This is a genomic window from Aquicoccus sp., assembly GCF_041686535.1.
In the GTDB taxonomy this organism is placed as follows: domain Bacteria; phylum Pseudomonadota; class Alphaproteobacteria; order Rhodobacterales; family Rhodobacteraceae; genus Aquicoccus.
The window spans coordinates 1-13,467 of the sequence record NZ_JAWLDS010000015.1 but is presented as its reverse complement, the minus strand read 5'-3'; the positions used below and the strand labels follow the sequence as shown (position 1 = coordinate 13,467).

Here is a 13,467-nt window from a genome sequence, read left to right as displayed (position 1 = left end):
TATCAGGGTCATGGCAGAGATCGCGACAGCCCAATGCGCCGAACCGGATGCGGCCGCCCTGCGAAAGTGCAGCCCCGGCCTTTCGGGCGCTCGCTCACTCCCGCTCGATCACCCGCAGGCTCAGTTCCATCAACTGTTCGGGGCTGGCCTCCGACGGGGCGTTCATCATCAGGTCTTCGGCGCGCTGGTTCATCGGGAACATGATGACCTCGCGGATGTTCGGCTCGTCGGCCAGAAGCATCACCATCCGGTCGATCCCGGCGGCACAACCGCCATGCGGCGGAGCGCCGTATTTGAACGCGTTGACCATGCCGCCAAAGCGTTTCTCGACCTCGTCCTTGCCATAGCCTGCCAGCTCGAAAGCGCGATACATGATGTCGAGCTGGTGGTTCCGGATCGCCCCCGACACCAGTTCATACCCGTTGCAGGCCAGGTCATACTGATAGCCCAGCACGTCAAGCGGATCGCCCTCCAGCGCCGCCATGCCCCCCTGCGGCATCGAGAACGGGTTGTGGGAAAAGTCGATCTCGCCGCTCTCGTCGTCTTTCTCGTACATCGGGAAATCGACGATCCAGCAAAAGGCAAAGCGGTTCTGCTCGGTGAGGTTCAATTCCTCGCCGATCACGTTGCGCGCCCGCCCGGCCACGGCCTCGAAACTGGCCGGCTTGCCACCGAGAAAGAACGCCGCATCCCCCTTGCCAAGGCCCAGTTGCCGGCGGGTCGCCTCGGTCCGCTCGGGGCCGATATTCTTGGCCAACGGCCCGGCGGCCTCGATGCCATTCTCGCCCTCACGCCAGAAGATATACCCCATCCCCGGCAGGCCCTCTTTCTGGGCATAGGCGTTCATCCGGTCGCAGAACTTGCGCGACCCGCCGCCCGGCGCGGGAATGGCGCGAATCTCGGTGCCCTCCTGCTCAAGCAGCTTGGCGAAGATCGCGAAACCCGACCCCCGGAAATGCTCGCTCACCTCCTGCATCTTGATCGGGTTGCGCAGGTCGGGCTTGTCGGTGCCATACCATTTCATCGCGTCCGCATAACGGATGCGCGGCCACAGTTTATCGACCTTGTGGCCACCGCCGAACTCCTCGAACACGCCCTCGATCACCGGCTGGATCGTGGCGAACACGTCCTCCTGCTCGACGAACGACATCTCCATGTCGAGCTGGTAGAAATCCGTGGGGCTGCGGTCGGCGCGCGGGTCCTCGTCGCGGAAACACGGCGCGATCTGGAAATACTTGTCGAAACCGCTGACCATGATCAGCTGCTTGAAGAGCTGCGGCGCCTGCGGCAGCGCATAGAACTTGCCCGGATGCAGGCGGCTCGGCACCAGGAAATCGCGCGCACCCTCGGGGGATGACGCGGTGATGATCGGCGTCTGGTATTCGCGAAAGCCCCCGTCCCACATCCGGCGGCGGATGCTGGCCACCATGTCGCTGCGCAGTTTCATATGCGCCTGCATCTTCTCGCGGCGCAGATCTAGATAACGGTAACGCAGGCGCGTCTCCTCGGGATATTCCTGGTCGCCGAACACCATCAGCGGCAATTCCCCGGCCGCGCCCAGGACCTCGATATCGCGGATATAGACCTCGATCTCACCGGTTGGAATCCTGGGATTGACCAGCGACGCATCGCGCGCCTTGACGGTGCCGTCGATGCGCACGCACCATTCGCTGCGCAGTTTCTCGACCTCGGCGAAAACCGGGCTGTCGGGGTCGCACAGCACCTGTGTCATGCCGTAATGGTCGCGCAGGTCGATGAACAGAACCCCGCCGTGATCGCGCACGCGATGCACCCAACCCGACAGGCGGACGCTCTCGCCCACGTTTTGCTTGGTCAGTGCGGCGCAGGTATGGCTGCGATAGGCGTGCATGTTTCGTCCCTTCCGAGGCTTGCGGGGTGGTTGAACCGGTCGCGTCGATACACCTTGCATGAAAGGCAAAGTCAAGGGCTCGGGGCCGGAACCCGCCGATCCCGCGGCTGGGTCTTTGCGAAATCTTGAAAATCCGCTAAATTGACACCTGGACAAGGAAAAATGGGGACGAATTTCGCGTCCCGAGCAAGAAATCAGAGGCAAGGCAAGGATCACGGGTTTTTTCCGCGCGCAGGGTTCGGCGCGCAACAAGAGGGAGAGACATATGTGGACCCGCATACTCGATCGTTTTCTGGCGCATCTCATTCGTGACGGCGATTTCTCGGTCACGTTGCCCGACGGGCAGAGCCGGCATTACGGCAATGGCAAGGGAGAGCGCGTTTCCGTCACGCTGCATGATCCGGCCCTGCCCCGCCGCCTCATACTCAATCCTGAAATGGCGGTGGGCGAGGGCTACATGGACGGCACGCTCACCATCGAGGGGGATGACCTTTACGGCTTTCTCACCCTGGCCATCCGCAACGTGGCCAGCCACGGCCAGCCGTGGTTCCGCCGCCCGCTCGAAACCCTGCGCCGTGCCGGGCGTCGCCTCCAGCAATTCAACCCCGTGCCCCGCGCACGCGCCAACGTCGCCCATCACTATGACCTCTCGGGCGAACTTTACGATCTCTTCCTCGATGCCGACCGGCAATATTCCTGTGGCTACTTCGCGCACCCCGACATGACGCTGGACGAGGCGCAGGAGGCCAAGAAACGCCACATCGCCGAGAAGCTGCGGATCGAACCGGGCATGCGCGTGCTCGATATCGGCTGTGGCTGGGGCGGCATGGGGCTCACGCTGGCGCGCGACTACGGCGCCGATGTCACCGGGGTGACGCTCTCGACCGAACAGCACGCAATGGCCAACCACCGCGCCGAAAAGGCAGGGCTTGCCGATCGCGCCCGTTTCCTGCTCAAGGATTACCGCGACGTGACCGGAAAATTCGACCGGATCGTCTCGGTCGGCATGTTCGAGCATGTCGGCGTGCCCCATTACAGCACCTATTTCGATAAGATCGAGGATCTGCTGACCGATGCCGGCATTGCGCTCGTCCACACGATCGGCCGCTCCGGCCCGCCGGGCGCCACCAGCCCCTGGATCACGAAATACATTTTTCCCGGCGGCTACGTGCCCGCCCTGTCCGAGCTGATGGCCGCCGTCGAACCGCGCGGCCTCGTCACCACCGATATCGAGGTCTGGCGCCTGCATTATGCCGAAACGCTCAAACACTGGTATGACCGCTTTGTCGCCAATATCGACAAGGCGCGTGCCCTCTATGACGACAGGTTCTGCCGGATGTGGCGCTATTACCTCGTCGCTTGCGAGCTCACGTTCCGCTACAATGCGCAGGTCGTGTTCCAGGTGCAGCTTTCGCCCGATCAGGCTGCGGTGCCGCTCACCCGCGATTATCTCTACCGCGACAGCACAGCGGCAGATTACGTCCGCGCGGCGGAGTAACCGGCCCCGCCGCGCGGTTGCCTCAAATCGCCCTATCGTCGCCACATTCCTGCCCTCGTGGCCCCGCTAGAACGGCGGGATAGAAACGAACTGGACAGACCAGGGACAGAAGAGTGCTACCGATTAAAGGCCCCGTAGCCAAACTCATCCCGCGGCTTTCCGCGGGTGCCGGCGCCATGGGCGAGCGGATCGCACAACGCGTGCGCAATCGCGCCTCCCGGGATCTGCCGCGCCCGCTGCGGCTCTATCGTCGGGACAGCCTGGGCATGGCCTATGTCTGGCTCGACGCCGCCGATGGCGTGATCACCCTCAAGGTGGGCAATCTCGGCCACCCGGCCGAATGCGCGCGATATGACGCGGCCCAGTGGCCACGCATCCGCGACCATCTCGACCACCTGCGCGATACCGGCTTCGCCGAGATTCCCGCCAGCGAAATGGCCTACCTGCACATCAACTATCCTCTCTCCGGCGGCACGGCCGATGCCGATGAACGCAGCCGCCGGGACGCGCTGATCACCCGGATCGCGGAACACCTTGCCCGCACCGGCCAGGGCGCTTGGGCCGATTCGGCGACAGGCGACGGCAGGATGGGAATCGGCTTCCACGTTGTCGATTTCGACATCGGCTGCACCACGCTTGCCGATCTGCTCGAAGATGGCACCCTCGGCACGGGGGTATCAATCGAACGTCATGCCGAACCCGCGTTCGACAACGACCGCACCGATATCGAACCGGAACCGCCGAATCCCGATGCACAACCGGCCCGAATCCGACCCAGGCGCGTCACCCGCGAACGCTTCGCCGACCTCGCCCCGGCCTCCTGATCGCGGCGCCGGGCAAGGCACTGCGCACGCCCGCTTCATCTCCGATCCGCCCTTGCACGTGGGGCCGCGTTGTCTATAACCCACGGCAATTTGCGCCACATGATGACCGGGGATGCGACATGCCGAAAAGAACCGATATCAAGTCGATCATGATCATCGGGGCGGGGCCGATCATCATCGGCCAGGCCTGCGAGTTCGACTATTCCGGCGCCCAGGCCTGCAAGGCCCTGCGCGAAGAGGGATATCGCGTCATCCTCGTCAATTCCAACCCCGCCACGATCATGACCGACCCGGGGCTCGCCGACGCCACCTATATCGAACCGATCACCCCCGAAGTGGTGGCCAAGATCATCGAGAAGGAACGCCCCGACGCGCTCCTGCCCACGATGGGCGGCCAGACCGGGCTCAACACCTCGCTCAAGCTCGAAGAGATGGGCGTGCTCGAGAAATTCGGCGTCGAGATGATCGGCGCCAAGCGCGAGGCCATCGAAATGGCCGAGGACCGCAAGCTCTTCCGCGAGGCGATGGACCGGCTCGGCATCGAGAACCCCCGCGCCACCATCGTCACCGCCCCCAAGGACGAACAGGGGCGCTTCGATCTCGCTGCTGGCGTGCAAATCGCGCTCGACGCGCTCGAAGATATCGGCCTGCCCGCCATCATCCGCCCGGCCTATACGCTGGGTGGCACTGGCGGCGGCGTCGCCTATAACCGCGACGATTACATCCATTACTGCCGCTCGGGCATGGACGCCTCACCCGTGGGTCAGATCCTCGTCGATGAATCGCTCCTCGGCTGGAAAGAGTTCGAGATGGAGGTCGTGCGCGACAAGGCCGACAACGCGATCATCGTCTGCGCCATCGAGAACGTCGATCCGATGGGCGTGCACACGGGCGATTCGATCACCGTCGCGCCCGCGCTCACCCTCACCGACAAGGAATACCAGATCATGCGCAACGGCTCCATCGCCGTGCTGCGCGAGATCGGGGTCGAAACCGGCGGCTCCAACGTCCAATGGGCGGTGAACCCTGACGACGGCCGCATGGTCGTGATCGAGATGAACCCCCGCGTCTCGCGCTCCTCGGCGCTGGCGTCCAAGGCCACGGGCTTTCCCATCGCCAAGATCGCGGCGAAACTTGCCGTCGGCTACACGCTCGACGAGCTCGACAACGACATCACCAAGGTCACACCCGCCAGCTTCGAGCCGACCATCGACTATGTCGTCACCAAGATCCCGAAATTCGCCTTCGAGAAATTCCCCGGCTCCGAGCCGCACCTGACCACCGCGATGAAATCCGTGGGCGAGGCCATGGCCATCGGCCGCACCATCCATGAAAGCCTGCAAAAGGCGCTGGCCTCGATGGAATCCGGCCTCACCGGCTTTGACGAGGTGGCGATCCCCGGCGTCGGCACCGATCCGTGGTCGCCCGCCCCCGACAAGGCCGCGGTGATCAAGGCGATTTCGAGCCAAACCCCCGACCGTATGCGCACCATCGCACAGGCCATGCGCCACGGGCTCTCGGATGACGAGATCCACGCCGTCACCATGTTCGATCCGTGGTTCCTCGCCCGTATCCGCGAAATCGTCGAAGCCGAGAACGAGGTGCGCGAGAGCGGCCTGCCCACCGACGCGGACGGTCTGCGCAGACTCAAGATGATGGGCTTTACCGATGCGCGGCTGGCCCACCTCACCGGGTTCACCGAGTCCGACGTGCGCCGCGCCCGCACGGCCAAGGGTGTCACCGCCGTTTTCAAGCGCATCGACACCTGCGCCGCCGAGTTCGAGGCCCAGACCCCTTACATGTATTCCACCTACGAATCCCCCGTCATGGGCGATGTCGAGTGCGAGGCCCGGCCATCGGACCGCAAGAAGGTGGTGATCCTCGGAGGTGGCCCCAACCGGATCGGCCAGGGGATCGAGTTCGATTACTGCTGCTGTCACGCCTGTTTCGCGCTCACCGATGCGGGGTACGAGACGATCATGATCAACTGCAACCCCGAGACGGTCAGCACCGATTACGACACCTCCGACCGGCTCTATTTCGAACCGCTCACCTTCGAGCACGTGATGGAAATCCTGCGCGTCGAACAGGACAACGGCACCCTGCATGGCGTGATCGTGCAGTTCGGCGGCCAGACGCCGCTCAAGCTCGCCAACGCGCTCGACGCCGAGGGTATCCCGATCCTCGGCACCACGCCCGACGCCATCGACCTTGCCGAAGATCGCGAAAGGTTCCAGGCGCTCGTGAACCAGCTTGGCCTCAAGCAGCCCAAGAACGGCATCGCCTCGACCGACGCGCAGGCCCTGGCCATCGCCGAGGAAATCGGCTTCCCGCTGGTCATCCGCCCCTCCTACGTGCTGGGCGGGCGCGCGATGGAGATCGTGCGCGACATGGACCACCTCACCCGCTACATCTCCGAGGCCGTGGTGGTCTCGGGTGACAGCCCCGTGCTGCTCGACAGCTATCTCGCGGGCGCGGTCGAGCTTGACGTCGATGCGCTTTGCGACGGCACATCCGTGCATGTCGCGGGCATCATGCAGCATATCGAAGAGGCCGGCGTACACTCGGGCGACAGCGCCTGTTCGCTGCCGCCCTACTCGCTCTCCCGCGCCGTCATCGACGAAATCAAGCAACAGACCGGGGCACTGGCGCTGGCGCTCAACGTCGTGGGCCTGATGAACGTGCAATTCGCGATCAAATCCAATGACGCCGGCGAGGACGAGATCTTCCTGATCGAGGTCAACCCCCGCGCCTCGCGCACCGTGCCTTTCGTGGCCAAGGCCACGGATTCGGCGATCGCTTCCATTGCCGCGCGGCTCATGGCGGGCGAACCGATGGAGAACTTCCCGCTGCGCGCCCCCTATGCCGCCGATGCCAAGCCCGGCACCCTCAAATCCGCCGACCCGATGACGCTGGCCGATCCCGACATGCCATGGTTCTCGGTGAAAGAGGCCGTGCTTCCCTTCGCCCGCTTCCCCGGCGTCGATACCATCCTCGGCCCCGAAATGCGCTCCACCGGCGAGGTGATGGGCTGGGATCGTTCCTTCCCGCTGGCCTTTCTCAAGGCGCAGATGGGCGCCGGCAACCACCTGCCCGAGAGCGGCCGGGTGTTCTTTTCGATCAAGGATTCCGACAAGACCCCGCAACTGGTGGAGACCGCGCAAATCCTTGTCTCGCAAGGCTTTTCCATCACCGCCACCTCCGGAACCGCCGCCTTTCTCGAAAGCCACGGCATCGCCTGCGACGTGGTGAAAAAGGTCTATGAGGGCCGCCCCAACGTGGTCGATCAGCTCAAGGACGGCGATATCGCCCTTGTCATGAACACCACCGAAGGCGCCGCCGCCGTCGCCGACAGCCGCGAAATCCGCTCGGTCGCGCTCTATGACAAGATCCCCTATTTCACCACCGCCGCCGCCGCCCACGCCGCCGCCCAGGCAATCCGCGCCCGCGGCGAAGACGCGCTTTCGGTGCTTTCGCTCCAGGGATAAGGCATCAAGACCCGCCCGCGCCGATCGCGGCCCGGACATGCAAAAGGCGCGGGCAGTCACACCGCCCGCGCCCGGGAAATTCGCGTATCTACGCGCCTTGCTCAGCCGACGCTCAAACGCCCGTCAAGCCGCGCGCCCGCCTCGGCGCTGATGCCGCCCTGCTCGCGGATAAAGGCGATGATCTCGTTGCGATAGACCAGCCCGGTATCCTTGTAATCGAGCCCGCGCAGGTCCATGCCCGCGATCTCTCCCGGCACACCTGCACCAATCGCCTGTCCGTTCCACGCCTCGGAAAACGCGCCCAGCCGGATATAGGTGTTGATCGCCACGCGGAACTTGCGCTCCAGCATCTCCTCGATCGGCTGCCCCATCAGGGTGACCTCCTCGGCCCGCGCCTCCGACGCGCTGGAACCCGGCGCGATGCGATAGCGCAGCGCGTCCGAGAAATGCAGGAACCCGCGTGAGACGAACCCGGAAAGGTCAAGCTCGGCCTCCTCCTCGGCCCGCACGATACGCTTGGCGTTCGATTGCACCATGTCGCGGATCTGCGCGCCGGTCATCTCGGCCACATGCACCTGGTCGGCATAGGGCATCACGTCATACCACTGGCCAAAGGTCAGCGGCCCGTCGGCCACCCCCGACAGGATCGCCGTGGCGTTGAACAGCGCCAGGTCGACCGTGCCGTTGGGGAACTCCGCCGACCGCGCCACCAGCGCATCGTTCATGAAGTTGAGCAGCGCGTTTTCCCGGCCATAACGATCGGCCATCACGGTCTCGGTGCTCACCGCGTCACCCGCCGTCACCGTGCCGATGGTCTCGGCCAGCTTGTCCTTGAGAGCCTCGCGCAGCGGCTCGATATGGGCGGCCTCGAATTCCGCGTCGTAATCGCCCGGCTGTTCCAGCGTGCCGAATTTCGGGTCATCCTCGGCCACTTGCTGATCGCGCGGCTTCACCGGGTGCAGGCCGACATGGGTGAACCACGCCTTGCGTCCCTGATCCGCCCCGAGCGACATCGCAATCTCACCAAGGTATTTGCCGTTGGCCTCGGCCTGCGTCATCAAGACCCCCTCCATCACGTTGTCGGGGTTGAGTCCGCCTTCGTTCAGACGATCATGCGAATGCCCGCCGATGAGGACCACCGGCTTGTAGGTCAATGCGCCCGCCGCGGCGGCGATGTCAAAATCGCCCTCGCCGATCATGCGCACCGCGCCCGCCTTGCCGCTGCGGCTCTGGCCCGTGCCATACCCGCAATGCGACAGGATCACCACCACGTCGCTCACCTCGGCCAGCGCGGGCATCACGTTCCTGATCGCCTGCACCGGACTCGCCACGTTCATGTCCGGATCGTCCGGCTGGCCCACGCGCGTATCCACCTGCGTGGTCAGCCCGACGAACCCGATACGCAGACCCCTCACCTCGCCCACGGCGGCGGCCACGTAGTCGCGATCGCGCATCAGATGCGCCGAGCCATGCACATTCGCGGTCAGCACCGGGAAATCCGCGTCCTTCTCGATCCCGATGCGCAGCATCTCGGCCCCGCGGTCGAACTCGTGATTGCCCAGCACGGCCACATCCACCCCGGCGGCGGAATTGACGCGATAGCCCGCGTCGGCGACATATTCGTCGGGCGCCCAGCCCAGCAATTCGTCGAACACCGACCCGGTGTGATCGTCACCGCCCGAGAGCAGCAGAACGATCTCGTCCTCGCCCGCTGCCGCGCGCGCCGCGTTCACCCGCTGGACGATCTGCGCCATGCGGTGGGTGTCGCCCTTCTTGCCGTGCATATCGGTGATGTGGTTGTGCATGTCGTTGAAATGCATCAGCCGCAGCACCCGCCGCGTGCCCGGCTCCAGAACCGGGGCGGGCACCGGGTTGCCCTCTTCGGTCACGATGCGCTCGATCGGCCCGTCCAGCGGATCACCCTTGAGCACGAAAAGCCGCTCGAACCACCCCGCCGGGTTGGGCTCAGTCGGCACCATCAAGAGCTCGCCCGCCCCCGCGCTGGCATTGGCGCGAAAGCTCAGCACCGAGCTAAAGGCGGCCACGCTGGCCGCACCCGCGGTCAGAAAACCACGGCGATTCATGTTCGTTCGGGAAAAGCGCATCGAAAACCCCATCTGGTTTGTCAGTGATGGGTCGGCGCTACCGGGTCGATGCGACAGCCCGGCAAATGAAGCGTGAATTTTCGGTGACAGGGCCGCGCGGGCGCCTGTCCTGCATCGGTGGCGGACGCGTTTCGGCGCATGCCGACCACCGGAACCAGCGCGACAACGCGCGCCCCGTTAACATTTACCCTATTTCAACATTCCGGCATCACCCGGCAGCCGGATGGCAGCCGGGCGGTGCACGCAAGTCACCCCCCGTCGAAATCGCCAGATCGAAATCCTTGACGCGGGCTTTGCGCGGGCCTCACTCGGCCAGCTTTTCCTCGAGCGCGGCGAGGCGCGCCTTGAGCGACTCGTTCTCTTCCCGCGCCTTCTGGGCCATCGCGCGCACCGCGTCGAACTCTTCGCGGGTGACGAAATCACGGTCGGCCAACCACCTGTCGACAAAGGATTTCATCGCCGTTTCGGCCTCGTCCTTGGCGCCCTGGGCCACGCCCATAGCGTTGGTCATGAGCTGGCTCATGTCGTCGAATATCTTGTTGCGGGTCTGCATGGGAACCCCCTTGGGAAAACGCAATCACGTTACGTTTCTATATGGGGGCGTCCAGCCTGAACCGCAAGCTTGACTTGCCCCCCGTTCCAGCCCCAAAACACCGACCATGAGCGCCCTGATCCCCTTCCCCGACATCTCGCCCGAGATCTTCTCGATCACGCTGTTTGGCATGGATTTTGCGTTACGCTGGTATGCGCTCGCCTATATATTGGGGATCATCATCGCGTGGCGCCTGACCCTGCGCGCCCTGCGCCGCCCCACGCTCTGGCCCGGCGACAGCCCCCCGATGCGCCCCGAACTGGTCGACGACCTGCTCACATGGATCATCCTGGGGGTGATTCTGGGCGGGCGGCTGGGCTACGTGATCTTTTACAACCCGGGCTATTTCCTTGAAAACCCTTCGCAAATCCCGATGGTCTGGCAGGGCGGCATGGCCTTTCACGGCGGTTTCCTGGGCGTTGCACTCGCGATCTGGCTCTTCACCCTGCGCCACCACCTCCCCAAGCTCTCCACCGCCGACGCCATCGCGCTTGGCGTGCCCTGGGGGCTGATGCTGGGGCGTATCGCGAACTTCATCAATGCCGAGCTGTGGGGGCGGCCCACAACCCTGCCCTGGGGGGTCGTCTTTCCCGGCCAGGCGGCACAGGATTGCCCTGATATCACAGGGGTTTGCGCGCGGCACCCGTCACAGCTCTACGAGGCCGCGCTCGAAGGTCTGATCCTTGGATTGCTGCTCCTGTGGCTGGTCTGGCGGCGCCGCGGGTTCAAGTATCCGGGCCTGATTTCAGGCACGTTTTTTGCCGGATACGGCGCCGCACGCTTCTTTGTCGAATTCTTTCGCCAGCCCGATGCACAGTTCGTCACCCCCGGCAATCCGCTGGGCCATGCGCTCCAGATTGGCACAACCGGCCTCACCATGGGACAGCTTCTGTCCCTGCCCATGCTGGCGCTTGGCCTTGGATTGATTGTCTATTCCCGGCGCTCGCGCGTGGCATGAAGGAATTGGAAACCATTTTGCGCGACCGTATCCTCGCGCAAGGGCCGATCCCGGTCGCGGATTTCATGGCGGAATGTCTGCTCAACCCGCGATTCGGCTATTACACCACGCGCGATCCGCTGGGCACTGCCGGTGATTTCACCACCGCGCCCGAAATTTCCCAGATGTTCGGCGAACTTCTGGGGCTGAGCCTTGCACAAGCCTGGCTCGATCAGGGCGCGCCCGCGCCCTTCACCCTGGCCGAGCTCGGACCGGGGCGCGGTACTCTCATGGCCGACATCCTGCGCGCCACGCGCACCGTGCCCGGCTTTCACGACGCGGCAAATATCTGGCTGGTCGAGGCGTCTGAGCCCTTGCGCAGCACACAGGAATCGACCCTCGCCGGACACAGGGTCGAATGGACCGACCGCATCGAAACCCTGCCCGACCACCCGCTTTTTCTTGTCGCGAACGAGTTTTTCGACGCCCTGCCCATCCACCAGTTCATCCGCCACGGCGACGGCTGGCGCGAACGCCGGATCGGGTTCGAAGATGGCCAGTTCACCTTCGTCCTCGCCCCGCCCGCCCCTGAACCCATGCTCTCGCACCGGCTGTCCGATACGCGCGACGATGACCTGGTCGAAGTTGCACCCGCCGCCGCCGCCATCTCCAAATCCATCGGCCGGGGGATCGAAGCCCACGGCGGTGCCGCGCTCCTCATCGATTATGGCGACTGGCACAGCCTCGGCGACACGCTTCAGGCGCTGCACCGGCACAAACCCTCCAACCCACTGGAAAACATGGGAGACTCCGATCTCACCGCGCATGTCGATTTCGAGGTTCTGGCACGGGCGAGCCCGTCCGCCCACACCCGCCTCACGCCACAGGGGGTCTTTCTCGAACGGCTCGGCATCACCCAACGCGCGAAAGCATTGGCCGAACACCTGGACGGAAAGCTCCTGCAATCCCACATCGCCGCGCATCGGCGGTTGACGCGCCCGTCTGAAATGGGGACGCTCTTCAAGGTGCTGGGGCTATATCCGAAATCCGCCAAGCCCCCGCCGGGATTGGAACCATGACGCTGGAAGCCATCACATCGCCGCTGCTCCACCCCCTGCGCCACGGGTTTTTCACCCGCAGGGGTGGCAGTTCGTCAGGCGTGTTCGCCGGGCTCAACTGTGGCCCCGGCTCCTCGGACCAGGTCGAGGCCGTGACGGTGAACCGTGCCCGCGTTGCGCATGAAATCAATGTCTTGCCCGACAACCTGGTAACACTCCATCAGGTCCATTCCGCCGATGTGGTCACGCTGAACGGGCCACCTGAAACACGTCTGCAAGCCGATGCGCTGGTCACATCGACACCCGGCCTCGCACTCGGCGTTCTGACCGCCGATTGCCAGCCTGTTCTCCTTGCCGACTCCGAGGCCGGGGTCGTCGGCGCCGCCCATGCCGGTTGGAAAGGCGCGCTTTCCGGCGTGTTGGAGGCGACGCTTGATGCCATGGAATCCCTTGGCGCCAAACGCGAAAGCACCCAAGCGGTGATTGGCCCGACGATCAGCCAGGCAGCTTATGAAGTCGGCCCGGAATTCCTCGACCAATTTCTCGCCGACGATCCCGGGAACCACCGCTTTTTTGCCAATGGCACCGGTGACCGCTATCATTTCGACCTTCCCGGTTACGGGCTGCACCGTCTGCGCGAGGCCGGTGTGGGTTCGGCCGAATGGACCCGCCATTGCACCTATAACGACCCGGTCCGTTTCTACAGTTACCGCCGCACGACACATGCGGGCGAGGCCGATTACGGCCGCCTCATGTCGGTGATCCGCCTGTGAAGGCCCATCCCGGCCACAGCTCCGCCCCATTCATGCCGGAAACGATCGCTTGCCTCTCGCGACGGTGACCCGGAAGCGCATGTTTTTCAAAGATTTTTACCCCGATTCATCCGCCCCACCGGTTGGTGTTCACCGACGGATGAATGCCGTCGCGCGGTCCTTGTCAAACCCGTAAAGCGCCCTTCCGGAGCCAAATCTTTGTCCGAATCCTCTGGCAAGAATGGAGGAAAGCGCCACGATGGGCCAAGGCAGGAGATACAGGATGAAGAAGCAGCCCCGTTGGATCAAATCGGTCATCGAAACCGCACAGCGTGAAACCACG

10 protein-coding genes are annotated in these 13,467 nt (G+C 64.3%); 6 read left to right on the top strand and 4 right to left on the bottom strand.

Annotated elements, in window-relative coordinates; translation table 11 throughout:
- Nucleotides 1-94 precede the first annotated feature (94 nt).
- Nucleotides 95-1,870 carry an aspartate--tRNA ligase gene (gene aspS, locus ACESL9_RS05615; protein ID WP_372610892.1) on the bottom strand — a complete coding sequence of 592 codons (1,776 nt, stop codon included), beginning with the start codon at nucleotides 1,868-1,870 and terminating at the stop codon, nucleotides 95-97.
- 265 nt (nucleotides 1,871-2,135) lie between these two features.
- Between aspS and ACESL9_RS05610 the strand changes: the two genes are divergently transcribed.
- The 3 genes from ACESL9_RS05610 (at nucleotide 2,136) to carB (ending at nucleotide 7,680) form a co-directional block, all read left to right on the top strand.
- A complete protein-coding gene (locus ACESL9_RS05610; protein ID WP_372610890.1) occupies nucleotides 2,136-3,368 on the top strand; it encodes a class I SAM-dependent methyltransferase in 1,233 nt (410 codons plus the stop codon).
- A gap of 176 nt (nucleotides 3,369-3,544) precedes the next feature.
- Nucleotides 3,545-4,192, top strand: coding sequence for a hypothetical protein (locus ACESL9_RS05605; RefSeq protein ID WP_372674584.1), 648 nt, complete (start codon nucleotides 3,545-3,547; stop codon nucleotides 4,190-4,192).
- Between the two features lie 119 nt (nucleotides 4,193-4,311).
- Nucleotides 4,312-7,680, top strand: coding sequence for a carbamoyl-phosphate synthase large subunit (carB, locus tag ACESL9_RS05600; protein WP_372610886.1), 3,369 nt, complete (start codon nucleotides 4,312-4,314; stop codon nucleotides 7,678-7,680).
- A gap of 101 nt (nucleotides 7,681-7,781) precedes the next feature.
- On the opposite strand, the gene ACESL9_RS05595 is transcribed toward carB, so the two are convergent.
- On the bottom strand, nucleotides 7,782-9,785 hold the full coding sequence (locus ACESL9_RS05595) for a bifunctional metallophosphatase/5'-nucleotidase (protein WP_372674583.1): 2,004 nt from the start codon (nucleotides 9,783-9,785) through the stop codon (nucleotides 7,782-7,784).
- Nucleotides 9,786-10,089: 304 nt separating this feature from the next.
- Nucleotides 10,090-10,338: an accessory factor UbiK family protein gene (locus ACESL9_RS05590; RefSeq protein WP_372610882.1), complete on the bottom strand. Its 249-nt coding sequence runs from the start codon at nucleotides 10,336-10,338 to the stop codon at nucleotides 10,090-10,092.
- 106 nt (nucleotides 10,339-10,444) lie between these two features.
- Here ACESL9_RS05590 and lgt point away from each other — a divergent pair, with 106 nt between their 5' ends.
- Genes lgt through pgeF form a run of 3 tightly spaced genes read left to right on the top strand, consistent with a single transcriptional unit; the run spans nucleotide 10,445 to nucleotide 13,145 of the window.
- Complete coding sequence (gene lgt, locus ACESL9_RS05585; RefSeq protein WP_372610880.1) at nucleotides 10,445-11,335, top strand: prolipoprotein diacylglyceryl transferase; 891 nt, start codon at nucleotides 10,445-10,447, stop codon at nucleotides 11,333-11,335.
- Nucleotides 11,332-12,393: a class I SAM-dependent methyltransferase gene (locus ACESL9_RS05580; protein WP_372610878.1), complete on the top strand. Its 1,062-nt coding sequence runs from the start codon at nucleotides 11,332-11,334 to the stop codon at nucleotides 12,391-12,393. The genes lgt and ACESL9_RS05580 overlap by 4 nt, the downstream gene beginning before the upstream one ends.
- A complete protein-coding gene (gene pgeF, locus ACESL9_RS05575; RefSeq protein WP_372610876.1) occupies nucleotides 12,390-13,145 on the top strand; it encodes a peptidoglycan editing factor PgeF in 756 nt (251 codons plus the stop codon). Before ACESL9_RS05580 ends, pgeF begins: the two co-directional genes overlap by 4 nt.
- 129 nt (nucleotides 13,146-13,274) lie before the next feature.
- On the opposite strand, the gene ACESL9_RS05570 is transcribed toward pgeF, so the two are convergent.
- Nucleotides 13,275-13,467, bottom strand: a 193-nt coding sequence (locus tag ACESL9_RS05570) for a hypothetical protein (protein WP_372674581.1), incomplete at its 5' end; no start/stop codon positions are given.

Bases quoted from the DNA above. Each gene is read 5' to 3' on its own strand.
- aspS (WP_372610892.1), bottom strand. From the start codon at position 1,870: ATGCACGCCTATCGCAGCCATACCTGCGCCGCACTGACCAAGCAAAAC.
- ACESL9_RS05610 (WP_372610890.1), top strand. From the start codon at position 2,136: ATGTGGACCCGCATACTCGATCGTTTTCTGGCGCATCTCATTCGTGAC.
- ACESL9_RS05605 (WP_372674584.1), top strand. From the start codon at position 3,545: ATGGGCGAGCGGATCGCACAACGCGTGCGCAATCGCGCCTCCCGGGAT.
- carB (WP_372610886.1), top strand. From the start codon at position 4,312: ATGCCGAAAAGAACCGATATCAAGTCGATCATGATCATCGGGGCGGGG.
- ACESL9_RS05595 (WP_372674583.1), bottom strand. From the start codon at position 9,785: ATGCGCTTTTCCCGAACGAACATGAATCGCCGTGGTTTTCTGACCGCG.
- ACESL9_RS05590 (WP_372610882.1), bottom strand. From the start codon at position 10,338: ATGCAGACCCGCAACAAGATATTCGACGACATGAGCCAGCTCATGACC.
- lgt (WP_372610880.1), top strand. From the start codon at position 10,445: ATGAGCGCCCTGATCCCCTTCCCCGACATCTCGCCCGAGATCTTCTCG.
- ACESL9_RS05580 (WP_372610878.1), top strand. From the start codon at position 11,332: ATGAAGGAATTGGAAACCATTTTGCGCGACCGTATCCTCGCGCAAGGG.
- pgeF (WP_372610876.1), top strand. From the start codon at position 12,390: ATGACGCTGGAAGCCATCACATCGCCGCTGCTCCACCCCCTGCGCCAC.